This is a genomic window from Microbispora hainanensis, from assembly GCF_036186745.1.
In the GTDB taxonomy this organism is placed as follows: domain Bacteria; phylum Actinomycetota; class Actinomycetes; order Streptosporangiales; family Streptosporangiaceae; genus Microbispora.
Map to the genome: position 1 here is coordinate 7,893,398 of NZ_CP108086.1, position 25,227 is coordinate 7,918,624.

Genomic DNA, 25,227 nt, shown 5'->3' on the forward strand with positions numbered 1-25,227 from the left:
AGCGGCCGCGGGCTCGACATAACTTCCATAGTGGGCGATGATCCACCGACATGGGGGCGACGTGAGCAGACCGAGGCTGAAGACCGCGCTGGTGGCGTCCGCCCTCCTCCTGGCCGCGGCCTGCTCCTCCGGCGAATCCGCGCCGTCCCCGCAGGCCGCTCCGACCGGCATCCCGGGCCGGGACGAGATCCGGCACAGCCCCAACATGACGCTGGTCGCCAACGTCCCCCTGGCGGCGCCGTTCGACGGCCCGGAGGACTGGGGCACCGACATGGCGTTCCAGGGCCGCTACGCGTTCGTGGGCAACTACAAGGGCTTCACGGTGCACGACATCGGCGACCCCGAGCACCCCAAGGCGGTCGCCCGGGTCGAGTGCCCCGGCGGGCAGAACGACATCTCGGTCTCCGGCGACCTGCTGTTCCTGTCGGTGGACGAGCCCCGTACGGACGACACCTGCGCGAGCGACGCCGGGGACCCGTCGGCATCGGGAGAGTGGGAGGGCATCCGCGTCTTCGACATCTCCGACAAGACCCATCCGCGCTACCTGAAGTCCGTACGCACGGAGTGCGGCTCCCACACGCACGCCATCGTGCCGGGGGAGGACGCCGGCACGCTCTACCTGTACGTCTCCTCCCCCGGCCCGGCGTCGGAAACGACGGGCTGCCCGCCACCCCATCAGAACATCTCGATCGTGGAGGTTCCCGTCGCCGAACCCGGCAAGGCGCGGGTCGTGGCCAAGCCGGAGCTGTTCGCGGGCAGGCCGCAGGGCGAGACCTCGGCGGGCGGCTGCCACGACATCACCGTCTACCCGGAGAAGAACCTGGCCGCGGGCGCCTGCTTCGGCGACGGCGTCCTGCTGGACATCTCCGACCCGGTGCGCCCCAGGCTGCTGCAGACCGTACGCGACGAGAAGAACTTCTCGATCTGGCACTCGGCCACGTTCAGCAACGACGGCACGAAGGTCGTCTTCAGCGACGAGCTGGGCGGCGGGATGGCCGCCACCTGCCTGCCCTCGGTCAGCGCGACCAAGGGCGCGGACGCGATCTACGCGCTGACGCCGGAGCGCAAGCTCGTCCGGCAGGGCTACTTCAAGATCCCCCGGGCCCAGAGCGACGAGGAGAACTGCGTGGCCCACAACGGCGCGCTGGTGCCCGTGCCGGGCCGCGACGTGATGGTGCAGGGCTGGTACATGGGCGGAGTCTCGGTCTGGGACTTCACCGACTCCGCCCACCCGCAGGAGATCGCCTACTTCGAGCGCGGGCCGCTGGCGCCGGATCTGCATCTCGGCGGCTCATGGTCGGCCTACTACTACAACGGCTACATCTACTCCAGCGACATCACCAAGGGCCTCGACGTGCTGCGTCTGGACGATCCCCGCACCGACCCCGCCAAGGCCGTCCGCCTCGACGAGTTCAACGCCCAGAGCCAGCACTCCTACTGACCGATCACGGGTCGAGGTCGGAGGCCGAACGCTCGGCGAAGACCTTCATGGCCGCCAGCGTGACCGGTCCGGGCGCCTGCGGCAGCGCCTTCCCGTCCACGGCCCTGATCGGCTGGATGTCGCGGGTCGTGGAGGTGAGGAAGGCCTCCTCGGCCTCGTACAGCGCCGAGAGGGGCACGTCGGCCTCCTCGCCGCCGCACCATTCGAGGGTGAGCGCGCGGGTGATCCCGGCCAGGCAGCCGGAGGCGAGCGTCGGGGTGATCAGCCGCCCGCCGGTGACGATGAAGATGTTGCTGCCGGTGCCCTCGCACAGGTTCCCGGCGAGGTTCTCGAAGATCGCCTCGGCGCCGCCGCGCTCCTTGGCGTACGCCAGGGCCTTGGCGTTGTCGCCGTAGGAGGTGCTCTTGACGCCGGCCAGCGCGCCGCGCTCGTTGCGGGGCCAGGGCACGACGGTGACGTCGGCCGTGGCGGGGAACGGCGCCTGCTCGCCCACGATGACGATGGCGTTCGTGCCCGCCGCGCCCCGGTCGGAGCCGAGCGGGCCCGGGCCGCTGGTGTAGGTGATCCTGATGCGCGCCAGCGGCCACTTCGGCGCGGCCTCCAGGCAGCGGCGCACGCCGTCGGCGATCGCGGCGAGATCGGGCTCGGGCAGGTCCATGCGCTTGGCCGACAGCGCCAGCCGCTCGAGGTGGCGGGTCAGCGCGAAGGACTCCCCGTTCACCGCCTTGACGGTCTCGAACACGCCGTCGCCGACCATCAGCCCGTGGTCGTACACCGAGATCACGGCCTTGTCGGGCTCGTACAGCTCCCCGTTCACCCAGATGGGTACAGACATCCTCTGCTCCGTTCCTTACCGATGTCGCGGCCCGTCCTCGGACCGTCCTCCGGAAGCGAGGCCGATGAGCCGGGCGGCCTTGAGCTCGGTTTCGCGCCATTCCCTCCCGGGGTCGGAGCCCCAGGTGATGCCCGCGCCCGTACCGAACCGGATCGTGTCGTGCTCGATCCAGAAGGTGCGGATGCCGACCGCCAGCGCCCCCTCGCGCCGGTCGGCGTCGACCCAGCCCACGGCCCCACAGTACGGCCCGCGGGGCTCCGGTTCGAGCTCGTTGATGATCCGCAGCGCCGACGACTTCGGCGCTCCGGTCACCGATCCCGGAGGGAAGGTGGCGGCGAACAGCTCCGGCCAGCCGGCGCCGCCGTCCAGCCGCGCCCGCACCGTGGACACCAGGTGCACGAGCCCGGGGTGCTCCTCGACCGCGAACAGCGAGGGCACGGTCACAGAGCCTACCTCCGCCACGCGGCCGAGGTCGTTGCGGACCAGGTCGACGATCATGAGGTTTTCGGCGTAGTCCTTGTCGAGGAGATCGTCCGCCGTCACGCCGGTGCCCTTGATCGGCCGCGACTCGATCACCTCGCCGCGCCTGGACAGGTACAGCTCCGGCGAGGCCGACACGACCGTCAGCCCCGGCACGTCCACGACGGCCGCGTACGGCGCGGGGTTGCCCTCGGCCAGCCGTACGGCGAGGGCGAGGGGGTCCGCGTCCGGCGAGGGCAGCGGCGCGGACAGGACGCGGCAGAGGTTGGCCTGGTAGACCTCCCCCTGCTCGATGTAGTCCCTGATCCGCTGGACGCCCCGCTCGTATCCCTCCCGGTCGAGGGACGTGGCCCAGGCGTCGCGGCCGGGTCCCCGCCACGGGCCGCGCGGCCGGGGCAGCGGAGCGCGCCGCACGTCGTCGAAGCGCGCGCAGACGACCTTCCCCTCGTACGACACCACCACGGCCCACCAGCCGGAGCCGTCGAGGGCGGCCAGATCGGTGGTCACCTCCCGCAGGCCGGTGGCCAGGTGACCTCCGATATGGGCGAACGCGTCGTACACGTGTCCATTGTCGCGCCCCCGGGCCGTCCCGTGCGCGGCCGGCCGGACGCCGCGAAACAGGCGGCCGGCCGATGCCGTGACGCGGACGCCGTCGCTCAGGCCGCTCCGCGGGCCAGCAGGCCGAGCAGCGCGCGGGCGGCGGGGAGCGGAGCCGTACGCGGCAGGGCCGCGTAAACGGTGCGGCGCGGCGCGAACTCGCCGAGCGACCGCAGCGCCACGTCCCCGCGTACGGCGGGCGCGGCCATGGCGGGCACCAGCGTGACCCCGAGCCCGGCGGCCACGTAGCCGAGCTTGCCGGTCCACTCCCCGATCCGGAGGTCGACCCTCGGAGCGAAGCCGGCCCGGGCGCAGGCGGCGCCGAGCATGGTCACGGTGCCGGGAGGGGCGCCCTCGATCCAGCTCTCGTCGCGCAGGTCGCGCAGGTCCACCCGGTCTTTCCCGGCCTGCGGGTGGTCGGCGGGGAGGGCGACGAGCAGCTCGTCCTCCATCAGGCGGGTGACCTCGACCTCGGGACCCGCGCCCAGCCCGGAGGGGTAGTCGCTCACGACCGCGATGTCGATCTCCGCGCGGCCGAGCCCGTCCATGAGCGCGGTGCTCAGGCCCTCCACCATGCTGACCGACACCTCCGGGCGGGAGGCCCGCAGCTCGCGCAGAGCGGCGGGGACCAGCACGGCGTTGGCCGTGGCGAACGCGCCGACCCGCAGCCGCCCGCCGCTGCCCTTGTGGATGGCGGCGAGCTCCTCCCCCGCCCGGCCGAGCCGCTCCAGCACCTCGCGGGCGTAACGGTGGAGCGTGCGGCCCGCGGGCGTCAGCCGCACGCCTCGCGGCAGCCGTGCGAACAGCGGGCCGCCCGCCTGGGCCTCCAGGGACGCGATGCGCCGGGACACGGCCGACTGGGTGTAGTTGAGCTGTATCGCGGCGGCCGTGAACGATCCCGTACGGGCCACGACGTCGAGCAGCACAAGCGCGTCGGTGTCGAACATGCTCCGATCCATGAGGGAGGGGAATGGTCGCCATGCAATCTAGTCGCTGGTGGAATGGTTTTTTCCTCCAATAGTGTCCAGGACATGATTGCTTTTCTTGGTTTGGGGCGTATGGGTGTCCCGATGGCCGGCCGCCTCGTCGCGGCCGGTCACAAGGTGACCGTGTGGAACCGTACGCCACGGGACGTGCCGGGCGCCGAGGCGGCCCCCTCCGCCGCAGAGGCCGCCACCGGAGCGGACATCGTGATCACCATGCTGAGCGATCCGGACGCGGTGTCCGAGGTCGTGCGGGCGGCGCTGCCGGGGCTGCGGCCGGGGTCGGTGCTGGTGGAGATGTCCACGATCGGGCCCGACGCGGTGCGGAGCCTGAGCGGCCTGCTGCCCGAGGGCGTGGGCCTGGTCGACGCCCCCGTGCTCGGCAGCGTGGGCCCGGCCGCCGAGGGAACGCTGGTCGTGCTCGCCGGGGGCCGCCCGGCGGACCTCGCCCGGGTGTCGGACGTGCTGCGCGTCTTCGGGACGGTCCACGAGGCGGGCGGGCCGGGATCGGGCGCCGCGACCAAGCTCGCCGTGATGAGCGCGCTGGTGACCGCCCAGGTGGGGCTGGCGGAGACGATGGCCTACGCGGACGAGCTCGGAGTCGGCCGCACCGCGCTCCTCGACGTCCTCGGGGCGACGCCGCTGGCGGGGCTCGCGGAGCGGCTGCGGCCGGTGGCCGAGTCGGGCCCGTTCGAGACGAGGTACGCCCTCGGCCTGGCCGCCAAGGACCTGCGGCTGGCCACCGAGGGGCCGGGGATGCACCAGACGGTGACCGCCGCCGCCCGTGACCTGCTCGCGGGGGCGGTCGCGGCCGGGCTGGCGGGGCACGACCTCACCGCGGTCGTCCCGTTCGCGGCCTCCCGGGCGGCGGAAGCCCCCGGCGGTTCCGGCACATCAGGACGTTCCTGACCGACATGGAGGCATCGGCCCGAAGAACTCGGTCCGGGAGACCCAGCCCAGGAGACGACCCAGCCCAGGAGACTCAGTCCAGCGGGCCGACGGCGGACTCGGCGGCGGCGACCACGGCGCCGCTCTCCACGAGCCGGACGACGGCCTCGATCTCCGGCGCGAGGAAGCGGTCCTGCCCCGGCCCCGCGACAGACTCGCGCAGCGCCGCCACGACCGCGCCGGTGCCCGGCGCGGGCACGTGCGGCGCGCGTAGGTCGAGCGCCCTGGCGGCGGTCAGCAGTTCGATCGCCAGCACCCGGGTGAGGCCGTCGACGGCGCGGCGCAGCTTGCGGCCCGCCGACCAGCCCATCGAGACGTGGTCCTCCTGCATCGCGGAGCTCGGGATCGAGTCCACACTGGCCGGCACCGCCAGCCGCTTGAGCTCGGACACGATCGCCGCCTGGGTGTACTGCGCGATCATGTGCCCGGAGTCCACGCCCGGGTCGTCGGCGAGGAACGCCGGGAGGCCGTGGCTGCGGGCCACGTCCAGCATGCGGTCGGTGCGCCGCTCGGCGATCGACGCGAGGTCGGCCACCGCGATGGCCAGGAAGTCCAGGACGTACGCCACCGGGGCGCCGTGGAAGTTGCCGTTCGACTCCACACGCCCGTCGGCGAGCACGACGGGGTTGTCGATGGCGCTGGCGATCTCGCGGGCCGCGACGGCCGACGCGTGCGCGAGGGTGTCCCTGGCGGCGCCGGCGACCTGGGGGGCGCAGCGCAGCGAGTAGGCGTCCTGCACCCGGGTGCAGGAGCCGTCGCGGTGGGAGGCCATCACGCCCGAGTCCGCGAGCAGCGTCCGCATGTTGGCCGCCGCGAGGGCCTGGCCGGGATGGGGCCGCAGCGCCTGCAGGTCGGCCGCGAACACGTAGTCGGTGCCGAGCAGCGCCTCCACGCTCATCGCGGCGCTGATGTCGGCGGTGGTGAGGAGCCGCGACAGGTCGTGCAGCGCGAGCACCAGCATGCCGAGCATGCCGTCGGTGCCGTTGATCAGCGCGAGCCCCTCCTTGGCGGCCAGCTCGACGGGCTCGACGCCGTGCTCCTTGAGCGCCTCCGCGGCGGGCCGCAGGCGTCCCTCGGCGTCCCGCACGACGCCCTCGCCCATGATCGTCAGGGCGACGTGGGAGAGCGGGGCGAGGTCGCCCGAGCAGCCGAGGCTGCCGTACTCGTGGACGACCGGGGTGAGCCGGGCGTTCAGCAGGGACTCCAGCACCCGGGCCGTGGCCGGGCGTACGCCGGTGTGGCCGGTGGCGAGCGTACGCAGCCGCAGCAGCATCATCGCCCGCACGACCTCGGTCTCCACCTCGGGCCCGGAACCGGCCGCGTGGGAGCGGATGAGGCTGCGCTGGAGCTGGGCGCGCAGCGAGGGGTCGATGTGGCGGGTGGCGAGGGCGCCGAAACCGGTGGAGACGCCGTAGGCCGGGGTGTCGGACTCCGCGAGCTCCTCAACCCGCCCGCGCGACGCGGACATCTCGGCGATCGCGTCGTCGGTCAGGCGGACCTGGGCGCCGTACCTGGCGACCCGGACCACGTCGTCGAAGGCGAGCGGTCCCGGGCCGACGGCCACGACCTCGTTGTCGCGCATGTCCCACTCTTTCACGTCGTGCCGCTCGCGCCCTCTGCGCGTAGCGAGTAACCAGCGTATCTCAGCTTAGGTCCTTACATCCGAAGATCCTCTCCAGTCCCTCCCGCCCCGCGCCGGTCAGCCGCAGGGCGCGCGGCACGGTGCCCCGGACCAGCCATTCCCGCGCCAGGAGCCGGTCCAGCACCGCGGCGCCGAGCGCCCCGCCCAGGTGCGGGCGGCGCTCCAGCCAGTCGAGGCAGTCGGGGGCGAACCTGCGGCGGGCGCGGCGCACCCGCTCCACATCCACGCCAAGCTCCGCCAGCGCGTCCGCGCCGCTCGCGGTCAGCAGGCAGCCGCCGTCCGCCTCGATCAGACGCCCCTCGCGCACCAGCGCGTCGTACAGTTCGACCCCGACGCGGCCGGCCAGGTGGTCGTAGCAGCTGCGCGCCTCACGCAGCAGCCGGGCCTGCCGCGACTGCCGCAGGGACCGTACGGCGACGCGCCCGCTGATCCGGGCCAGCACCTCCAGGGTGCGGGCGACGTCGGGACCGGCGAGGCGGTAGTAGCGATGCCGCCCCTGCTTGACCACGGTCACCAGGCCGCCGTCGAGGAGCCGGGCCAGGTGCGAACTCGCGGTGGGGGCGCTCACACCGGCGATCGCTGCCAGCTCCCCCGCCGCCAGCGCCCTGCCGTCGAGCAGCGCGGTGAGCATGGCGGCCCGGGCGGCGTCCGCGATCAGGGCCGCGACGGGGGCGATGTCGGCGTCCCCCTCGGCCTCGGCTACTCCCAGGACCTCAGCGGTCCCCGGGATCTCGGCGTTCCGCGCGGTCTCGGCAGCGCCGGGCTTCAGCGCGGTCCCGGCGGCGGCGCGTGTGCGGTCATGTGTCACGGACATGCTTCGACGCTAACGCGGGGACGGTTCGACGGGGCTCGAAGCATCGGCCCGAACTCGCGGCCTGAGCAGGGGGAACGCGGTTGATTTGGGGAGTCGGCGGGAGATTCGATAAAGTCTTCCCCGTGAGCCCGGCCGGACAGAGCCGGGGACGCGGAAGTGGCTCAGTGGTAGAGCATCACCTTGCCAAGGTGAGGGTCGCGGGTTCGAATCCCGTCTTCCGCTCGGATCTGAACACTGTGCAGCTTGTCACGGTGGAGTGGCCGAGAGGCGAGGCAGCGGCCTGCAAAGCCGCGTACACGGGTTCAAATCCCGTCTCCACCTCTTGGTTCGTCCAAGGGCGATTAGCTCAGCGGGAGAGCGCTTCCCTGACACGGAAGAGGTCACTGGTTCAATCCCAGTATCGCCCACCACCACGCAGCATCCGAAGGCCGGACCCGAGATCGCGGGACCGGCCTTCTTCGCGCTGCGGCCATCCCTCGCAGGCAGACCATGGCCCCGTTCACTTGGCAGGGTGCACGGTTCTCTTGGCAGGGTGCACGGCAGGGCGCGGCCGAGAACCGGACGGCGCCCGGCGAAGGCGGCGGATTCTGTCGGGGGCGTCTGTGAGGATGCGGGCATGCGCATCCGCATCGAGGCAACTGATCTGCCCGGCCGCACCTGCCCGCCGGGCGACGGGTTTCCGGGATACTCGGGCATTCACGTGGGCGTGCAGCGGCGGGACCGCCCCGGCGAGATCCTCGATCTCCAGCCCGGTGACGCCGCGACCGCGCAGTGGACGCTCGACTGCACGGTGACCACGACCGCCGAGGGCGCGGCGGACATCCGCGGCCCGTACGTCCAGGGCAGGCCGGGCGGCCGGTTCGTCTACCTGTGCTGGGGCACGCTCGACGCGGCCGGCGGCTTCACGATGTTCCGCCGGGCCAAGCTCATGCTCGACCGGCTCGAACCGGATCTCATCGAGGCCGCGATCGGCTCCGGCACGCTGGTCGGGCGGCTCGGGCTCACCGACGCGCAGGGGCGTCCCCTGTGCGCGGCCGTCCGGCCGCCCGTCATCGCCTGGTCGCCCGCGCCATAGCGAGGCAGGCACGCCGATCCTACGAGGGCGTCCTCGCGCCGCCGCCGGGGATCGGCGGGTGGCGAGCCGATCAGTCGGCGCGGGCGGAGAGCTCTTCGAAGATCTCCAGCGCGGCCTGCCGGACGTCGTCGGGCGAGATGCCGTTCAGAGTGCTGCGGGCCTGGGCGGCGTCGCGGGTGGTGGCGAAGGTGATCGCGACGGACTTGGCGGCGGCGTGGCGCAGAGATCCGGTGGGCGCGCTGTCGGCCAGTGCCTCCGCGCTCGCGGCCAGGTCGAGGTTGTCTTTGCCGAATTGAGTGGTCAAAGCGTTCTCCTGGGATGATGGCGGCTTGGCCCATTATCCGTGATGGTCCCCGTGTATGGGGCGCGACCCCGCGTTGTTCGCGTGTCCGCGTCCTGTTTCACCGTTCAGTCCCCCGATGGGCGTCCGGCGAGCCGGGTCCGTACGACGAGATCGTGCAGGGCGTCGTGGGCCGAGGGGGCGTCCGGCAGCGCGGAGGCGTCCCGGGCCTCCTCCAGGCGGGCGGTGAGCGCGTCGAGGTCGGCCGCGAGCCGTTCCGCGCCGGGCGCGCCGTCCGGCATCCCGCCGTGCTCGGCCGCCCGCTTGGCCTCCACCAGGCCGGGCAGGTACGGCGGCCCGCCGTCGAGGAGCAGCGTGAGATCGGCGACGAGCTCGCCCGTACGCATGAGATGGACGCCCGTCAGCAGCACCCGGAACGCGTAGAGCAGCGGCTTCAGCTCCCCCGTACGGTCGAACAGCCGCCGCTGGGTGCGCGCGAACCCGAGGTAGTGGTGGGCGTGGTGCCGGGTGAGGCAGCCCCGCGCGAGGGCGCGCATCTCCTCGTGCAGCGGGGAGGTGGTCACGACCAGTGGCGACAGGAGCTGCTCCAGCACATAGCCGTTGCGGCCCAGCAGCAGCCGGCAGAACTTGGCGAGGTCGTGGGTCACGAGGTCGACCTCCACGCCCTCGCGGATCCACGAGCGGGTCACGGTCTCCTCGCCCGTGCGCAGGCCGACGACCTCCTCGGCCGGCAGCACGTGCACGCCCCGCAGGTCCACGTCCGAGTCCACGGAGGGGAACCCGTACAGATGCGCGCCGCTCACGGTGGCGAACGCGAGCGGGTGCCGCTCACCCGCGGCCACCTCGGGTAGCCAGGACGGCAGGACGGCGGTCACGGCCTCTCTCCTTCGATCACGGTCATGGAACCGGCCTCCGCGACGCCAGGAGTCGTCTGCGCGACGCCGGGAGTCACAGGGCGCACCTCCCCGCACGTCGGTCAGGAACTCCTCGACGGCCGCCCGGTCGGGGCGTGCGGGCAGCGCGCTTCCGGCCGGTTCCTCCAGCTCGGCGAGCAGCCGCGCACGCCACGCCAGCACCTCGGGCCAGGGCGTCTCCCCCCGCCGTACGGCGAGCAGCCGGTCGCGGTGGGCGCCCACCTCGATCAGCGGCTCCCCGTGCCGGGCCAGATGGACGGCGCCCAGCAGCAGCCGGATCATGTGCATCGCCATCTTCCACCGCCTGCCGTCGCCGCCCGGCAAGGGCGGGTCATGCGGCCCGAGACGGCGGAACTGCCGTTCGGCCGATCCCGCGAACGCCCGCTGCGCCTTCGCCGACAGGAACGCGGGGCGCAGCGCCAGCAGCCGCTCGCCCACCGGGGTGACCAGCTCCACCAGCGGCGACCACAGGCACTCCAGCACGGTCGGGTTGCCCTCCAGCGCGAGCACGCAGAACCGCTCGACCTCCCACGAGAACTGCTCGGGCAGCGGCCCCTCCATATGGTCGGGCGGCTTGTCGAGCCGCCAGAACATCGGGGTGGGCGTCACGAACACGCCCCGCCGGTCGACGTCCGACTCCTCGGTGTCCAGCCCGTACGCGCGCGAGCCGATGACGACCGACAGGACGGTGCCACCGGGGACGGTGCGGGTCATATCGCCTTTCACGAAGGTAGGCTCCCGGTCCGAGACGCGGAAAGGTAGCGATTTAATGGCCGACTTTGGACATGAGCTGTGGTTCGGGGCGTTCCTCACGCCCGACGCGGCGGGGCATCACCGGATCGTCCGGCAGGCCGTGCTGGCCGACGATATCGGGCTCGACATCGTCGGCATCCAGGACCACCCCTATCAGCCCGCGTTCCTCGACACCTGGACGCTGCTGTCCACGCTCGCGGGGCGCACCGAGCGGGTGCGGCTGTTCCCCGACGTGGTGAACCTGCCGCTGCGCCCGCCGGCGGTGCTCGCCAGGGCCGCCGCGTCGCTCGACATCCTGAGCGGAGGCCGGGTCGAGCTGGGCCTCGGCTCCGGGGCGTTCTGGGACGGCATCGCCGCCATGGGCGGCCCCCGCCGCAGCCCCGGCGAGGCCGTGGACGCGCTGGAGGAGGCCATCACGGTCCTGCGCGCGCTGTGGACGCCGGGCGACGAGGGCGTACGGCTCGACGGCGGACACTACCGGCTGGAGGGCGCACGGCCGGGGCCGTTCCCCCCACATCCGATCGGGCTGTGGCTCGGCGCGTACAAGCGGCGCATGCTTGAGCTGACCGGGCGTCTCGGCGACGGGTGGGTGCCCTCGGCCGGGTACGCCGCGCCCGGCGAGCTGGGCGCGATGAGCGAGATCGTGGACGCCGCGGCCGAGCGGGCCGGGCGCGACCCCGGCGAGATCCGCCGCGTCTACAACATCGCGGGCCGGTTCTCCGGCGCCGCTGGCGGTGGGTTCCTGGACGGGCCGCCGACCGTGTGGGCCGAGCAGCTCGCCGAGCTCGCGCTCGGCCACGGAATGAGCGTGTTCGTGCTGGCCGTGGACGACGACAGGGACCTCAAGGTCTTCGCCGAGGAGGTCGCCCCCGCCGTACGCGAGGCCGTGGCGCGGGAGCGCGCCCGGAAGCGGCGGCCGGACGCCGAGGGCCCGATCGGGATCGCGGAGGCACCCCAGACGGAGGCACCCCAGGCGAACAGGGCGCAGGCGGGGGCGGTGCTCGACGAGGCCACCCGGCCGCGGCTGCCCAAGCGCGACATCTCCGCGCTCCCGCCGCGCCGGCAGGCGAACGGCCAGCGGCTCGTGCTCATCCACGACCACCTGCGGCGAGAGCTGACCCAGATCAGGGACGCCCTGGAGCAGGTCGCCGCGGGACGCTCCGATGCCGCCGCGCTCCGCTCCATGATCAACGAGCTCACCATGCGACAGAACTACTGGACACTCGGCACGTTCTGCGCGTCGTACTGCCGTCTGCTGACCACTCACCACACGATCGAGGACGAGCACATGTTCCCGATGCTGGCCGCGGCGCAGAAGTCGCTGGCGCCGGTCGTGGCCCGCCTTGAGGAGGAGCACGAGGTCATCGCCGGGGTGCTGACCCAGTTGGACGCCGCCCTCGTCGCGATGATCGAGGACCCCGACCGGCTCGACGGCGTACGCGACCAGGTGGAGCTGCTGTCCGACGTGTTGCTGTCGCACCTGCGCTACGAGGAAGAGGAGCTCGTGGAGCCCATCGCCCGCCTCAACCTCGACATCTGACGGGCGCCCACCCCGCCGTGGCCGACTTCGGCCGTGCTCGAAGCTGCCACGGCCCCCCGACCAGGGGCCCCCGACCAGGGGGCGGCGCGGCCGGCGTGCGGCGCGGCAGGCGTGCGGCGTGATCCAGGCGTGGTTCAGGCGGCCTTGACCAGCAGCCGGCGCGGCCGGTGGATCAAGCCGTCGTCGGTCCACCGCACGCCCGAAAGATCCTCCTGCGGGCGCAGCCCCGGCAGCCGCGTGACCAGGGCGCGGACCGCTTCCTGCAGCTCCATCCTGGCCAGGTTCGCCCCCAGGCAATAGTGGGGGCCGTGGCCGAACGCCAGGTGCGGATCGGGCGTGGAGCCCGCGAATCTCCGGATGTCGAAACGCCACGGATCGTCGAAGACCGAGGGATCGTGGTTGGCCGCCGCCGGGTTGGGCAGCACGACGCTCCCCGCCGGCACGGTGCCGCCGGACAGCTCGACGTCCTCCGTCACGAGCCGCAGCAGACCGTTTCCGCCCGGACCCTCGTGCCGCAGGATCTCCTCCACCGCGGCCTCCAGCAGCTCGGGGCGCGCGGCCAGCTCCGCGTACTGCCGAGGATGACACAACAGGCGGAACACGCCTCGGATGATCATCGAGGCGGTCGTCTCGTGCCCCGCCATGATCAGTGTGAAGACCATGTGGGTCAGCTCGTCCTCGCTCAGCGCGTCCTCTCCGTCGCGCGCCGAGACGAGCAGGTCGATGAGGTCGTCGCCCGGCCTGGTCCGGTGCTCCGCGATCAGGTCCCGCGCGTACGCCATGAACGCGGTGAACCCCTCGGCCCTGGCTTCCGTGCTCGCCTCGGAGGTGGACAGGAACATCTCCGTCCAGCCGCGGAACTGCTCGAACCGGTCCATCGGCACGCCGAGCACCTCGCAGATCACCCGGGCGGGCAGCGGCAGCGCGAAGTCGGCGACCACATCGAACTCCTCCCCCGCCGCGTCGAGCAGCTCCGCGGCGATGGCCGCAGCGCGGGGCCGCCAGCGCTCGATCTGCCGGGGAGTGAACGTGCTCTGCATGATGCGCCGATAGCGGGTGTGCTCGGGCGCATCCTGGTTGATCAGAGCCGCCGGGTCGTCCTCCAGGCTCGTGCCGCCGACCATCCTGGGCAGGTTCGCCGCCCGCAGATTGCGGCTGCTCGCCGGGGACGTGAGCACGGTCCGGACGTCCTCATACCTGACGATCATCGGAACCCGGTCCCCGCTCGGCATCGTGACCCGCTCCATGGGGCCTTCCGCGCATCTGCGGGCGAGATCGGGCGAGGGGGTTCCGAGAGGGCCGGGCGGAAGATCGGGCCAGGGCCATGTGGTGCCGGACTGCTCTGTCATCGTCGCCTCCGGGCGATGCCTGTCCTCCACGCTGCCTGGAACGTACGTAGCGGTCACCGGCCGGTCAATGTCCCCCCGCGGCGACACTCCCGTTGAACCGGCGGCGACGGCGTGTTCACGGAGAGGCGTGTTTCGCACCAAAGGGCGACGCGATTCTGGGATGATCTCGAGGAAAACCATCGGACGTCGAGAGACCGTGACTGATGCCCCCCATTGACCAAATCACCGCCTTCGTGTCGGCCAATCCGGTCGAAACGATCATCATCAGCGTCATCTCCTTGGTCTTACTGGTCCTTGCCTTCTTCGCCCTGCGCGCCCTGATCCGCCTGTTCCGCCGCTGGGCGGCCGGCCGGCCCACCGAGGACGTTCTCACCATCGTCGCCGCCAGCATCGCCACGGGCGTCTCCGCCCAGGGCATGTGGCGCTTCTCCGGCGACGTCCTCGGGTTCGACGGGCCGCTGCGGCTCCTGCTGTTCGCCTTCATCGAGGTCGCCGTCATCACCAGCGCCGTACGGGCGCGCCGCAACATGCGGGAGAACTACTCGGCCGGCATCGACGGCCTGGCCGTGTGGGTGCTGACGTCCCTGTCGGCCGTCCTGTCGAGCATGGACGCCCGCAGCGTCGCCGAGGCCGTCTTCCGTCTCGCCGCCCCGCTCGTGGCCGCCTGGCTGTGGGAGCGCGGCATGGCCATCGAACGGGTCCGCATCACCGGCCGGGGCCGCATCAACTGGCGGCTCACCCCGGAGCGCGTGCTGGTCCGGATCGGACTGGCCGAGGCGAGCGACCGTACGGCGAGCGAGGTGGACGCCCACCGCAGGCTGACCAGGGTGGCGCTGGCCGCCAAGCGGGTCCGAGCGCTGCGCGAGGCCGGAGCGTCCGACCGCAAGCTGCGCGTCGCGATGGCCAAGCTCGACAAGGCGATGGACCAGGCCGTGGAATACACCGGCCTGGCCGTGGACGAGAAGCGGCAGGAAGCCCTGCTGTCCCAGATCGGCGCGCTCTACAACACCTCCGCGCTGATCGACCTCGCTCCGCCGGTCCCCTGGGCGCCCGAGCCCGAGCCGCCCGCTCCCCCGGCGCTGCCCGCTCCCACCGCCCCCACCATCGCCGAGCTGATCGACGACGAGGAAGAGGACATCCCGGCCGAGCCGGCGCCGCCCGTCGACACCGCCCAGCGCGCGGCCCAGCTCCGGGCCGCCCGGCAGTACTGGGACCAGCAGATCGCCCGCAAGTACGTCCCCCGGGCCGCCGACATCGCCCAGGAGGTGGGCATCCCGCTCATGGTGGCGAAGGAGTGGCGGGCGCTGTGGAAGCTCGAACCCCAGGCGTACGCGCTGATCGAGGCGGCGTTCCGGGAGCACGGGATCGTCGACACCGGCACGTTCCCGGCCATAGAGGTGCCCGAGCGCGCACGCGTGCTCGTCGTGAACGGCTCCGCCCCAGGATCGGCGGCGCACGACTCCTGACGCGGAAAGCCACACGACTCCTGTGACGCGCGAAGCCACGCGCGACTCCTGACGAGGGAAGCCGCGCACGACTCCAGGCGGAGAGAGCCACACGCGGCTCCTCACGAGGGAGGCCACAGGCGGCTTCCGGCGAAGGAAGCCGCGCACGGCTCCTGAGGGGGAGCGCCGCGGGGCTACCGACATAAACGGGGCGGCGGGACCGGACGAGCCGGTCCCGCCGCCCTGTCGTTTTCAGGCCCCGCCTCGGTTTTTCCGTCCTCCGCTCGTCACTTCCCGCCCTCGCCCTGTCACTTCCCGCCCTCGCCCTGTCACTTCCCGCCCTCGCCCTGTCGCTTCCCGGTCCCCGCTCCGTCGTCCTCACCGGCCCCGCTCCGTCGTTGTCACCGGCCCCGGCCTCGGCTGCCGGGCTCCGCTACCGCGTCCGCACCGCCCGCCGCGGCGGGTACCCGGGTCGCTCGATGCCGCGCCACAAGCCCGGGCAAAGGTTGCGACCAGAGTTCTCCGCGCCGGTGCGACCCCTCGTCCGGGCCGGGGAGTGGACGAGGAGAGGCGAGACGATCGGCCTGCCTGCGACCGCCCGCGTTCCGGCAACCCGCTGGGGAGCAGCATGTCCTCGATGCCAGGAGGTCTGGTGCGTGCGGCGGTCGCCTGGGCCGCACGGTGGGTGATCGGTGCCGTGGGAGGCCCGGCCCGCTTCCGGATCATCGCCGTCCTCGCCGGCGTGCTCGCGCTCGACGCGGCGGACAAGGGAACCGTGGGGGCGGTCGCGCCGGAGCTCAAGGAGAGCCTCGGCATCAGCAACACCGAGCTCGGCTCCTTGACCGCGGTGTCGTCGGCCTCGGCCGCCTTGGCCGTCATACCCGTGGGCGTACTGGCCGATCGGGTGCGCAGGGTCAGGCTCCTGGCCGCCAGCATCGTGCTGTGGGTGCTGGCGATGCTCGCCGGGGGCCTGGCGGATTCGTACCAGTGGCTCCTGCTGTCGCGGCTGGCGCTGGGCGCGGTGTCGGCCACGGCCGGTCCCACGCTCAGCTCCCTCATCGGCGACTTCTTCCCACCGGGTGAACGGGCCCGTGTCTACGGGTTCATCCTCAGCGGGGAGATGCTCGGCGTCGGATTCGGCCTGCTGGTGGGCGGCAATCTGGCCAACCTGCTGTCGTGGCGTGCCGCGTTCTTCGTGCTCGCGGTGTTCGGGATGCTCCTCACGATCGTGATCGCGCGCAAGCTGCCCGAGCCGGCGCGCGGCGGCCAGGGACGGCCGCGTCCGGCGGGGCAGCGTCTGGACTCAGGGCAAGGTCCGGGCTCAGGGGAAGGTCCGGGCTCAGGGGAAGGTCCGGCCGCAGGGGAAGGTCCGGCCGCAGGGTGGGACGAGACGGCGCCGAGCCGCGGCGACGCGGTGCACTTCGCCCTGCGGGGCCGCGGCATCGAGCCCGATTTCGCGCTGATCCTGCGGCGCGACCCCGCGCGGATGTCGATGTGGGAGGCGGCGCTCTACGTCCTGCGGATACGCACGAACGTCGTGTTGATCATCGCGTCCGCGGTCGGATACTTCTTCTTCGCCGGCCTGCGCAGCTTCGGCGTGCTCTTCCTCGACCGGCAGTACGGCCTCGCCGCGGCGGCGGTCACGGGACCGGCGCTGCTCGTCGGTCTCGGCGCCCTGGCGGGCGTCCTGAGCGGCGGGCGGGTCGCCGACCACCTGATCCGGCGTGGTCGCCTCGACGCGCGCATGACCGTCCCCGCGGTCGCCTACCTGACCACCGCCGTGTTCTTCGTCCCGGCTCTGCTGACGACGTCGACCGCGACGGCGTTGCCGTTCTTCCTCGTCGCCGCCGGATGTCTCGCCGCCGCCAATCCCCCGCTGGACGCCGCGCGCCTCGACGTCGTCCACTTCCGGCTCTGGGGGCGCGCGGAGAGCATCCGTACGTTCCTCCGGATGGGCGCGGAGGCGGTCGCCCCCGTGACCTTCGGATTCCTGGCCGATCTCCTCGGATCGGACGGCCCCAGGAGCGCGCAGGGCCTGCAGTACACCTTCCTGATCATGCTCGGGCCCCTGGTGGCGAACGCGGTCATCCTGCTCCACGGCAGGCACTCCTATCCTCGCGACGTCGCCACGGCGACCGCCTCCGAGAGGCCGCGCGTACGGTGACCCGTCCAGCCAGGAGCGCCCGCTCCCGGCCCGAGAACGAGGGGCGGGGTGCTTTTCCGGCATAGCGGGGCAAGGACACTCCTACTTTCCCGTGACATCGCGGGCGCGGGGGCGGACGTCCTCTCCTGCGGCGGCCACATGGTCACGCGTTGGGAGGAGCTCATGGAGATCTCGGGGGACGGCGCGGGGAACCGCGTGGCCCGGCTCGCGGGTGGGCGCGACCAGGTGGGGCGGGCGCGCAGGCTCGTGTCCGCCGCACTCGGACGCGGCCATCCGCGGCACGACGACTGCGTGCTGCTGACCAGCGAGATCGCGACGAACGCGGTCGTCCACTCCCGATCAGGAGACGGCGGCACCTTCACCGTCACCGTCTCGTGCCTGCCCGACCGGGTGCGGATCTGCGTGGAGGACGACGGGTCGGCCGCGCCGCCGTGCGCCGGGCATCCGCTCCCCAACGGATCGAGCCAGGGCGGCCGGGGCCTGCCGCTGCTGGACCTGCTGGCCGACCGGTGGGGGCTGGTCCGCGAGGCCGGGCGCAACGAGGTGTGGTTCGAGGTCTGGTCCGACGGCGAGCGGCACGCCGCCGCACTCACCCGCCGCCGGCCGGCCGCGCGGGTGCGACCGGCCGTCGCGGCGCGCGGCGCGACCTCCGGCTGAAACAGGCCCTCCCCACCGCTTCCCGGTCGGTCATGGGCGTGGACAGGCGGGAAGCCGCGGCGCGGGGCGACTCCCGGGTGGAACAGGTCCTCCGCACCGTCCCGGTCGGCCCTGGGTGCCCGGCTGAACCGTCCTCCCAGCTCACGAGCGCTTCCCGGTCGCGGCCCTGGTTCGCCGGGCGGGGAGCCGCGCGCTCAGATCGGTGGCCGTGACACGGCATTGGCGCCCGTTTCGGTGGTACTACACCGACGTCGGGTGATTTTTCCGGGCAAGGAAGGGGCAATACCAACCTATTTAATCGGGAAAGTAGGAGGACTCCCATGGCCCTGCCCGACTTCCTGGTCATCGGGGTGCCGAAGGCCGGCACCACGGCCCTGCACGCGGCGCTGGCACGCCATCCCCGGCTCTTCATGTCTTCCGTCAAGGAGCCGAAGTTCTTCCTCACCGACGGTCCGCCCCCGCTGAAAGGCGGGCCGGGGGACGCGGAGACCTACCGCGAGCACGTATGGCGGCGCACCGACTACGAGGCGCTGTTCGCGGACGCGCCGCCGGGGGCGCTGCGCGGCGAGTCCACCCCCTTCTACCTCTACGACCGCGCTGCCCAGCGGCGGATCAAGGAGACGATCCCGGACGCGAAACTCATCGTCTCGCTGCGCGACCCGGTGGAGCGCGCCCACTCGAACTGGACCCACCTGTGGTCGGCCGGGCTGGAGCCGATCGGCGACGTCATCGAGGCGTGCGCGGCCGAGAAGCGGCGGATCGCCGACGGCTGGTCGCCGTTCTGGCACTACGTCGGCCTCGGCCGGTACGGCGAGCAGCTCGCGCACCTGTTCACGCTGTTCCCCCGGGAGCAGGTGCTGGTCTTCCGCTATCGGGATCTGGTGGACCGCCCCGCCGCCACCCTCGATCGCATCTGCGCGTTCCTCGGGGTGGAGCAGGGGCTGGTCGGCGAGGTGCCCAGGGAGAACGTCACGGCCCATCCGCGGCACAGCCGCAGGCACCGCATCCTGGCCCGGCTCGCCCGGCTCGGCGACCCGGTGCTGGGCCAGCGGCTCACCACGCCGCTGGAGCGGGTGCTGCAGCGCGACGGCCAGCCCCGGCGGCCGCTCACCTGGGCGCAGCGCCAGGAGCTGCTCGCCTACTTCGCCGCCGACATCGCGCTGCTGCGCGACGTGCTCGGCCGCGACTCCGGCGACGACTTCGGCGACTGGCTGCGCCCCCGTGAGCGGTCGGGCGGCCTCGTCGGAGCCCGGCCGTCCGGCCAGCGGCAGGCCCGCAACGGCCGCGCCAGGAGCGTCTCCGACCCGGCCGGCCGGCGGCAGGGCATGAACGGCCCGCCCGGAGGCGATCCCACGGGGGCGTGACCCCGGGACTCGGCCGCCGTCACCCCCGTGCCCGCTCCCGCCTCAGCTGTCCACGGCGGTGCCGCCCGCGGGCGTCGCAACCGCCCGCCGGAGCGGTCGGCGCAGCGTGGTCGGTGCAGCGTGGTCAGCGCGGCGGGGTCGGTGCAGCGTGGTCGGTGCAGCGTGGTCAGCGCGGCGTGGTCGGTGCAGCGGGGTCAGCGGGGCGAGGCCGGTGCGGCGGGTCTCAGCGCGGCGGGACCGGTACAGCAGGGTCAGTGCAGCTCGGTGCGCAGTTCGTGGGCCCCGTCGGCGCGGGTCAGCTCGTAGTAGAGGCGGTGGCCCCCCTCCACGGGCACGATCGACAGGTAGCGCAGCCCTCCCCCGGCGTGCTCCGACTGGGCGACGGGGGCGGTTCCGGTGGCGGTGAGCGTGGACGGGCCGGGGCCGATGGCCACGCCGGTGCGCTCCTCGTAGTTCTCCTCCGCCGACGCGCGGCCGTCGTAGTAGGCGATGACGGTGCCGCCGCTGAACGTGACCGCGGTCACCCGCACACCACGCGAGTCCCACTCGCCGGGCCGCCGGTCGAGCGCGGTCCCCTGCCAGGTCCACTCGACGCCGTCGGTGCTGGTGGCGTACTCGGTCACCATCTGGTCGGCCTCGTCGGGGTCCTCCAGGGGGTGGCAGGACGCCCACAGGTGCCACACGCCGCCGTGGTGGAGGATCACGGGGTCCTTGACACCGGTCTTGAGGTCGCCGGGCAGCACCACCCGCGCGTCGGCGGGGTCGAACTCCGCCGGCCCGGCGGCCTCGATCATCTCGACCCGCCAGTGCTTGGTGCCGTACGTGGCGCAGCTCAGGTAGAGGCGCCACCTGCCCTCCGGCGTCACCACGAGCGTCGGGCGCTCCAGCGACTCGGTCTTCATCTCGTCCTTGGTGATGGTGAGGAGCTTCTCGAACCGCTCCCCGTCGGCCGAGCGGGCGATCTCAACGGCGTACCCCCGCCCGTCACCGAGCGGCCGGCGCAGCCGGTAAGCCAGATAGATCCATCCGTCCCTGGCCACGGCACTGGGCGCGCCCGCCCAGAATCCTGGCCCGTCTCCGGGCGGAGGAACCGCGACGACTGACCGTTCCGGCTTCGGTGCGAACACGTCTCTTCTCCGTACTGAGCGACGACGGTGGACGGGGCCGGCTCCCACCGGCCCTTCTTGGCTGTAGTGAATTACCAGCGGCCCGCCGCGAGGCCAAGTGTCCTCGCCATCGGACGACCATGTCTATACAAAACCCGCTTGCTTTGCGGGTTTTGTCAGGATAGGGCAGACCCGCCACTGCTCGCGCCCGCTACCTGCGGAAAAGTCAGGTGAACCCGGAACGGGAGGGCGGCGTATCTCCGGGCGTAAGGGCATGCCGACACAGTTCTGATCACTCTCAGGAGGCCCCATGCGGGCACGTATCGTCACGCTCTGCGCCGCGCCGCTCGCGCTGGCGCTGGCCGGAGCCGCACCGGCCCACCCCGCTTCGTCCCCCCACGCCTCCCGTTCCTGGCAGGGCTCCGGCCACCAGGTCCACACCGCGGCGAACCGGTCCGCGAGCACGGCACGCACCCCCGCCCGGTTCGCCAGGGTCGACCTGGTCTCCGACGTGGCGGGCCGGGCGGCGCTCACCGATCCCAAGCTGGTCAACCCCTGGGGCCTCGCGATGGGCGCCACCCTCTGGGTGTCCAACGCGGGGACCGGCACGGCGACCGTCTACACCGGAGGCGCCGGGACGGTCAGGAAGGCACCCACCACGGTGGCGATCCCCGGCGGCATCCCCACCGGCCAGGTGGCGTACACGGGCGACGCCTTCACGATCAAGGGCAAGGCCGGCACCGCGCCCGCCTCGTTCATCTTCTCCAGCCCCAGCGGCGCCATCACCGCCTGGAGCGCCAAGGCCGATCCGCACAACGCGGTCATCGCCGCGTTCACCCGCGGCGCCGACTACAAGGGCCTGGCGCTGATGACCACCGACCGGGGCACGTTCCTGCTCGCGCCGTCCTTCTCCCACGGCGCCGTCCACGTCTTCGACGACGACTTCCGGCGGGTGCGGCTGTCGCGCCGCGCGTTCCGCGATCCGTTCCTGCCCGCGCACTACTCCCCCTTCAACGTCGAGATCGCCGGGAGCTCGGTCGTCGTCGCGTACGCCAAGCGGGACCCCGCGACCGGCAGGCCGGTGGCGGGCCGGGGCAACGGGTTCGTCAGCCAGTTCACCGCGAGCGGCCGCTTCGTGCGGCGTCTCGCCTCCCGCGGCTCGCTGAACGCTCCGTGGGCGCTGACGCTCGCCCCCGCCGGGTTCGGCGCGTACGCCGGTGCGCTGCTGGTGGGCAACTTCGGCGACGGATGGATCAACGCGTACAACCCGAAGACCGGCCGCTACCTCGGCCCGCTGCGCGGGGCGGACGGCAGGGCGATCGCCGTCGAGGGGCTGTGGGACCTCGAACCCGGCACGGCGGCCAACGGCGGCGCCGACGCGGTGTGGTTCTCGGCCGGCATCTCGGGGGCGCGGCACGGCCTGCTCGGCCTGATCCGCCCGGCCACGGCCGCGGGCACCGCCTCGCCCACGCCGGCGTCCACGACCTCGGCCAGACCTGCGCCGTCACACTCCCACCCATCAGGCGGCTACGGCTACTGAGCGGCCGCTCAGCGGCTGTGAATCGGCACCGATCAACCACTGAGCGTCGCCGAGCGGCGGACCGGTCCCGGGACACGCCCACCCGCGGCCGATCCCACACCCCGGGGAGCGGTATGACTGTAGACATGGACAAGGCAGACATCGGAGTGACGGGCCTGGCGACCATGGGCCGCAACCTCGCCCGGAACTTCGCCCACCACGGTCACGTGGTCGCGGTGCACAACCGCACGGAGAGCCGTACCACCCGCTTCATGGAGGAGCACCGCGACGAGGGCGCGTTCCTGCCGGCGGGCACGATCGAGGAGTTCGTGGCCTCCCTCGAACGGCCACGCAAGGCGATCATCATGGTCAAGGCCGGGGCCCCCACCGACGCCGTGATCGAGGAGCTCGCCGCCGTCATGGAGCCGGGCGACATGATCATCGACGGCGGCAACGCCCACTACCTGGACACCCGCCGGCGGGAGGCCGCGCTGCGCGAGCGGGGCATCCACTTCGTCGGCACCGGAATCTCGGGCGGCGAGGAGGGCGCGCTCAACGGCCCGAGCATCATGCCGGGCGGCGACGCCGCGGCGTACGAGACGCTCGGCCCCCTGCTGGAGGACATCGCGGCGAAGGTCGACGGGGTGCCGTGCTGCGTGCACGTGGGCCCCGACGGCGCGGGCCACTTCGTCAAGATGGTGCACAACGGCATCGAATACGCGGACATGCAGCTCATCGCGGAGTCGTACGACCTGCTCCGGCAGGCTCTCGGGCTGAGCCCCAAGGAGCTGTCCGACGTCTTCCGCGAGTGGAACCGGGGCGACCTGGAGTCGTACCTGATCGAGATCACCGCCGAGGTGCTCGGTCACACCGACGCCGCCACGGGCAAGCCGTTCGTCGACGTCGTGCAGGACCAGGCCGAGCAGAAGGGCACCGGCCGCTGGACCGTGCAGAGCGCGCTCGACCTCGGCGTCCCGGTCACCGGAATCGCCGAGGCGGTGTTCGCCCGGGCGCTGTCGGGCCACCCCGAGCAGCGGGCCGCCGCCCGCTCCCTCACCGGCCCCTCGGGGACGGCCGGCGACTCCGGCCTCGTCGAGGACGTGCGGCGGGCGCTGTACGCCTCCAAGATCGTGGCGTACGCCCAGGGGTTCGACCAGATGGCCGCCGCGAGCGCGGAGTACGGCTGGAGCCTGAACCTGGGCGCGATGGCCACGATCTGGCGCGGCGGCTGCATCATCAGGGCCCGCTTCCTCGACCGGATCCGGGCGGCGTACGACGCGGACCCGAACCTGCCGACGCTGCTGGTGGACCCGACGTTCGCCCAGGCCCTGGAGGACGCCCAGGAGTCGTGGCGGCGGGTCGTGGCGACGGCGGCGACGATCGGGGTGCCCACGCCGGGCTTCTCCTCGGCGCTGGCCTATTACGACGGGCTGCGCCGTGACCGGCTCCCCGCCGCGCTGCTGCAGGGGCTGCGCGACTTCTTCGGCGCGCACACCTACCGGAGGGTCGACCGGGAGGGCTCCTTCCACACCGACTGGTCGGGCGACCGGGCCGAGCGGCCCGCCTGACCGGCCCGCAGAACGCGATACGGCGCACGTCCGCGCGGGGACGTGCGCCGTATCGTCATCGGCTCCGGATCAGGTCATCCGGGCCGGGTCATCCGGGCCGGGTCACTCGAAGGCGGCGGCCGCCATCGGCTCCGCCTTCTCGCCGGGGGCGGCGCCGGGAGCGCCGCTGCGCAGCGGGACGTGCTTGATGAAGGCCGCGATGATCGGGACGACCGCGGCGAACACGACCGACCACAGGAAGACCGTTCCGATCGTGTTGGCGAGCGCCTCCAGGAAGCCCGACTTGATCGTCGGCGGGAGAGCGTCGAGCACCTTGCGGTCGATCGTCCCGCCGCCGGAGCCCGCCAGTGCTGCGGCCTGCGGGCCGAGCTTGGCGCTGATCTCGTCGACCAGCCGGCTGTTGAAGATGGCGCCGAACAGCGAGATGCCGAACGAACCGCCGATCGAGCGGAAGAACGTCGAGGCGCTGCTGGCGACGCCGATGTCCTTCTGCTCGACGCTGTTCTGCGCGATCAGCATGGTCGTCTGCATCAGGAAGCCCATGCCGAGGCCGAGGACGGCGATGTAGACGCCGGTCCGCCAGGCGGGGGTGTGGACGTCCTGCGTCGACAGCAGCCACATCCCGATGGCCATGATCACGCCACCGATCACCGGGAAGCTCTTGTACTTGCCCGTCTTGGTGATCGCCCGGCCGACGAACAGCGACACGACCATCGACGAGGCCATCATCGGCAGCAGGAGCAGACCGGAGTTGGTGGCCGTCGAGCCCTGCACGATCTGCTGGAACATCGGCAGGAAGGTGATCGCGCCGAACATCGCGAAGCCGAGCAGGAAGCCGAGCAGGTTGATCAGCGTGAAGTTCCGGTTGGCGAACACGTGCAGCGGCAGAATCGGCTCGGCCGCCTTGCGCTCGATCGGGATGAACACCGCCAGCGCGACGACCGCCAGGGCGGCCAGCCCCAGAATCTGCCACGAGCCCCACGGGTAGCCGTGCTCCTGACCACCCCACGAGGTGATCAGCACGATCGCCGTGATCGCCACGGTGAGGACGGCCGCGCCGGCCCAGTCGATGCGGTGCTCGGTGCGGTGCTTGGGCAGGTGCAGCTTGAGCACCAGCCAGAGCAGCGCCACGCCGCCGAGCGGCAGGTTCACGTAGAACGCCCAGCGCCAGTTGAGGTTGTCGGTGATGAACCCGCCGACGAGAGGCCCCGCGATCATGGCCAGCGACATGATCGCCGCCATGATGCCCTGGTACTGACCCCGCTCACGGGGCGGGACCAGGTCACCGATGATGGACATCACGCCCACGATGAGCCCGCCGGCGCCGAGGCCCTGCAGCGCGCGGAAGGCGATCAGCTCGATCATGCCGTCGCCGGTGCCGCCGAACAGCGACGAGCCCGCCATGCCGCAGAGCGCGGAACCGACCAGGAAGATGATGATCGAGCTCAGGAAGATGTTCTTGCGCCCATAGAGGTCGCCGAGCTTGCCCCAGATCGGCGTGGAGACCGTGGTGCCGAGCACGTACGCGGTGGTGACCCAGGTGAAGTAGTCCAGGCCGTTGAGTTCCCCGACGATCCTCGGCATCGCCGTACCGACGATCATGTTGTCCAGCATCGCCAGCATCATCGCCAGCATCAGGCCAGGTAAAACGATCATCACTTCCCGGGACCGGCCGGGCGCGGCCGCGGTCTCCGTCGTCATGGGTGCCCCCTTTGGAGAAAATTACTTACTT

Annotated in this window: 20 protein-coding genes and 3 tRNA genes; 13 read left to right on the top strand and 10 right to left on the bottom strand. The window is 72.4% G+C overall.

Annotation, left to right across the window (positions count from 1 at the left end; all coding sequences use genetic code 11):
- Positions 1-61 precede the first annotated feature (61 nt).
- Positions 62-1,441, top strand: coding sequence for an LVIVD repeat-containing protein (locus tag OHB01_RS35850; RefSeq protein WP_221889985.1), 1,380 nt, complete (start codon positions 62-64; stop codon positions 1,439-1,441).
- Between the two features lie 4 nt (positions 1,442-1,445).
- Here OHB01_RS35850 and OHB01_RS35855 read toward each other — a convergent pair whose 3' ends face one another.
- The 3 genes from OHB01_RS35855 to OHB01_RS35865 all read right to left on the bottom strand — a co-directional run bounded on the left by OHB01_RS35855 (position 1,446) and on the right by OHB01_RS35865 (position 4,300).
- Positions 1,446-2,276, bottom strand: a complete 831-nt coding sequence (locus OHB01_RS35855; protein WP_328854582.1) for an aminotransferase class IV — start codon at positions 2,274-2,276, stop codon at positions 1,446-1,448.
- A 15-nt stretch (positions 2,277-2,291) separates the two neighbouring features.
- Entirely contained in the window at positions 2,292-3,317 is a 1,026-nt protein-coding gene (locus tag OHB01_RS35860) for a chorismate-binding protein (RefSeq protein ID WP_142650425.1), read from the bottom strand.
- 95 nt (positions 3,318-3,412) lie between these two features.
- Positions 3,413-4,300, bottom strand: a complete 888-nt coding sequence (locus tag OHB01_RS35865) for a LysR family transcriptional regulator (protein WP_142650424.1) — start codon at positions 4,298-4,300, stop codon at positions 3,413-3,415.
- 84 nt (positions 4,301-4,384) lie between these two features.
- On the opposite strand from OHB01_RS35865, the gene OHB01_RS35870 reads away from it, so the two are divergent.
- Positions 4,385-5,245, top strand: coding sequence for an NAD(P)-dependent oxidoreductase (locus OHB01_RS35870; RefSeq protein WP_142650423.1), 861 nt, complete (start codon positions 4,385-4,387; stop codon positions 5,243-5,245).
- A 73-nt stretch (positions 5,246-5,318) separates the two neighbouring features.
- Here the strand turns inward: OHB01_RS35870 and hutH are convergent, their stop codons facing one another.
- A complete protein-coding gene (gene hutH / locus OHB01_RS35875; protein WP_142650422.1) occupies positions 5,319-6,866 on the bottom strand; it encodes a histidine ammonia-lyase in 1,548 nt (515 codons plus the stop codon).
- Positions 6,867-6,927: 61 nt separating this feature from the next.
- Entirely contained in the window at positions 6,928-7,740 is an 813-nt protein-coding gene (locus tag OHB01_RS35880; RefSeq protein ID WP_142650421.1) for an ArsR/SmtB family transcription factor, read from the bottom strand.
- A 150-nt stretch (positions 7,741-7,890) separates the two neighbouring features.
- Between OHB01_RS35880 and OHB01_RS35885 the strand changes: the two genes are divergently transcribed.
- From OHB01_RS35885 to OHB01_RS35900, 4 genes are all read left to right on the top strand, one after another.
- A tRNA-Gly gene (locus OHB01_RS35885) sits at positions 7,891-7,962 on the top strand.
- 28 nt (positions 7,963-7,990) lie between these two features.
- Positions 7,991-8,061 (top strand) — tRNA-Cys (locus OHB01_RS35890).
- Positions 8,062-8,075: 14 nt separating this feature from the next.
- Positions 8,076-8,150: transfer RNA gene (locus tag OHB01_RS35895), tRNA-Val, on the top strand.
- 206 nt (positions 8,151-8,356) lie between these two features.
- Entirely contained in the window at positions 8,357-8,815 is a 459-nt protein-coding gene (locus OHB01_RS35900; protein WP_142650420.1) for a DUF5990 family protein, read from the top strand.
- Positions 8,816-8,885: 70 nt separating this feature from the next.
- Here the strand turns inward: OHB01_RS35900 and OHB01_RS35905 are convergent, their stop codons facing one another.
- A complete protein-coding gene (locus tag OHB01_RS35905) occupies positions 8,886-9,119 on the bottom strand; it encodes a hypothetical protein (protein ID WP_142650419.1) in 234 nt (77 codons plus the stop codon).
- A 104-nt stretch (positions 9,120-9,223) separates the two neighbouring features.
- A complete protein-coding gene (locus OHB01_RS35910) occupies positions 9,224-10,744 on the bottom strand; it encodes a DNA polymerase beta superfamily protein (RefSeq protein ID WP_240971887.1) in 1,521 nt (506 codons plus the stop codon).
- A 55-nt stretch (positions 10,745-10,799) separates the two neighbouring features.
- Here OHB01_RS35910 and OHB01_RS35915 point away from each other — a divergent pair, with 55 nt between their 5' ends.
- Positions 10,800-12,323, top strand: coding sequence for an LLM class flavin-dependent oxidoreductase (locus OHB01_RS35915; RefSeq protein WP_328854583.1), 1,524 nt, complete (start codon positions 10,800-10,802; stop codon positions 12,321-12,323).
- 134 nt (positions 12,324-12,457) lie between these two features.
- Here the strand turns inward: OHB01_RS35915 and OHB01_RS35920 are convergent, their stop codons facing one another.
- On the bottom strand, positions 12,458-13,672 hold the full coding sequence (locus OHB01_RS35920) for a cytochrome P450 (RefSeq protein WP_142650417.1): 1,215 nt from the start codon (positions 13,670-13,672) through the stop codon (positions 12,458-12,460).
- A gap of 203 nt (positions 13,673-13,875) precedes the next feature.
- On the opposite strand from OHB01_RS35920, the gene OHB01_RS35925 reads away from it, so the two are divergent.
- The 4 genes from OHB01_RS35925 (at position 13,876) to OHB01_RS35940 (ending at position 19,302) form a co-directional block, all read left to right on the top strand.
- Positions 13,876-15,138: a hypothetical protein gene (locus tag OHB01_RS35925; RefSeq protein WP_142650416.1), complete on the top strand. Its 1,263-nt coding sequence runs from the start codon at positions 13,876-13,878 to the stop codon at positions 15,136-15,138.
- Between the two features lie 616 nt (positions 15,139-15,754).
- Positions 15,755-17,281, top strand: coding sequence for an MFS transporter (locus OHB01_RS35930; RefSeq protein ID WP_328854584.1), 1,527 nt, complete (start codon positions 15,755-15,757; stop codon positions 17,279-17,281).
- A 138-nt stretch (positions 17,282-17,419) separates the two neighbouring features.
- A complete protein-coding gene (locus OHB01_RS35935) occupies positions 17,420-17,938 on the top strand; it encodes an ATP-binding protein (protein ID WP_240971886.1) in 519 nt (172 codons plus the stop codon).
- Positions 17,939-18,258: 320 nt separating this feature from the next.
- Entirely contained in the window at positions 18,259-19,302 is a 1,044-nt protein-coding gene (locus tag OHB01_RS35940; protein ID WP_142650414.1) for a sulfotransferase family protein, read from the top strand.
- A gap of 251 nt (positions 19,303-19,553) precedes the next feature.
- On the opposite strand, the gene OHB01_RS35945 is transcribed toward OHB01_RS35940, so the two are convergent.
- Entirely contained in the window at positions 19,554-20,429 is an 876-nt protein-coding gene (locus tag OHB01_RS35945) for a hypothetical protein (RefSeq protein WP_142650413.1), read from the bottom strand.
- A gap of 289 nt (positions 20,430-20,718) precedes the next feature.
- Here OHB01_RS35945 and OHB01_RS35950 point away from each other — a divergent pair, with 289 nt between their 5' ends.
- Both OHB01_RS35950 and gndA read left to right on the top strand, forming a co-directional pair.
- Positions 20,719-21,948 (top strand): TIGR03118 family protein, encoded by a 1,230-nt coding sequence (locus OHB01_RS35950; protein ID WP_328854585.1) that lies wholly within the window; start codon positions 20,719-20,721, stop codon positions 21,946-21,948.
- A gap of 125 nt (positions 21,949-22,073) precedes the next feature.
- Entirely contained in the window at positions 22,074-23,495 is a 1,422-nt protein-coding gene (gene gndA / locus OHB01_RS35955; RefSeq protein ID WP_142650411.1) for an NADP-dependent phosphogluconate dehydrogenase, read from the top strand.
- 102 nt (positions 23,496-23,597) lie between these two features.
- On the opposite strand, the gene OHB01_RS35960 is transcribed toward gndA, so the two are convergent.
- Entirely contained in the window at positions 23,598-25,196 is a 1,599-nt protein-coding gene (locus tag OHB01_RS35960) for an MDR family MFS transporter (RefSeq protein ID WP_147944095.1), read from the bottom strand.
- Positions 25,197-25,227: the final 31 nt, after the last annotated feature.

Coding starts and splice junctions, on each gene's coding strand:
- OHB01_RS35855 (WP_328854582.1), bottom strand. CDS start 2,276: ATGTCTGTACCCATCTGGGTGAACGGGGAGCTGTACGAGCCCGACAAG.
- OHB01_RS35865 (WP_142650424.1), bottom strand. CDS start 4,300: ATGTTCGACACCGACGCGCTTGTGCTGCTCGACGTCGTGGCCCGTACG.
- OHB01_RS35870 (WP_142650423.1), top strand. CDS start 4,385: ATGATTGCTTTTCTTGGTTTGGGGCGTATGGGTGTCCCGATGGCCGGC.
- hutH (WP_142650422.1), bottom strand. CDS start 6,866: ATGCGCGACAACGAGGTCGTGGCCGTCGGCCCGGGACCGCTCGCCTTC.
- OHB01_RS35880 (WP_142650421.1), bottom strand. CDS start 7,740: ATGTCCGTGACACATGACCGCACACGCGCCGCCGCCGGGACCGCGCTG.
- OHB01_RS35900 (WP_142650420.1), top strand. CDS start 8,357: ATGCGCATCCGCATCGAGGCAACTGATCTGCCCGGCCGCACCTGCCCG.
- OHB01_RS35910 (WP_240971887.1), bottom strand. CDS start 10,744: ATGACCCGCACCGTCCCCGGTGGCACCGTCCTGTCGGTCGTCATCGGC.
- OHB01_RS35915 (WP_328854583.1), top strand. CDS start 10,800: ATGGCCGACTTTGGACATGAGCTGTGGTTCGGGGCGTTCCTCACGCCC.
- OHB01_RS35920 (WP_142650417.1), bottom strand. CDS start 13,672: ATGACAGAGCAGTCCGGCACCACATGGCCCTGGCCCGATCTTCCGCCC.
- OHB01_RS35925 (WP_142650416.1), top strand. CDS start 13,876: ATGCCCCCCATTGACCAAATCACCGCCTTCGTGTCGGCCAATCCGGTC.
- OHB01_RS35930 (WP_328854584.1), top strand. CDS start 15,755: ATGCCAGGAGGTCTGGTGCGTGCGGCGGTCGCCTGGGCCGCACGGTGG.
- OHB01_RS35935 (WP_240971886.1), top strand. CDS start 17,420: ATGGTCACGCGTTGGGAGGAGCTCATGGAGATCTCGGGGGACGGCGCG.
- OHB01_RS35940 (WP_142650414.1), top strand. CDS start 18,259: ATGGCCCTGCCCGACTTCCTGGTCATCGGGGTGCCGAAGGCCGGCACC.
- OHB01_RS35950 (WP_328854585.1), top strand. CDS start 20,719: ATGCGGGCACGTATCGTCACGCTCTGCGCCGCGCCGCTCGCGCTGGCG.
- gndA (WP_142650411.1), top strand. CDS start 22,074: ATGGACAAGGCAGACATCGGAGTGACGGGCCTGGCGACCATGGGCCGC.
- OHB01_RS35960 (WP_147944095.1), bottom strand. CDS start 25,196: ATGACGACGGAGACCGCGGCCGCGCCCGGCCGGTCCCGGGAAGTGATG.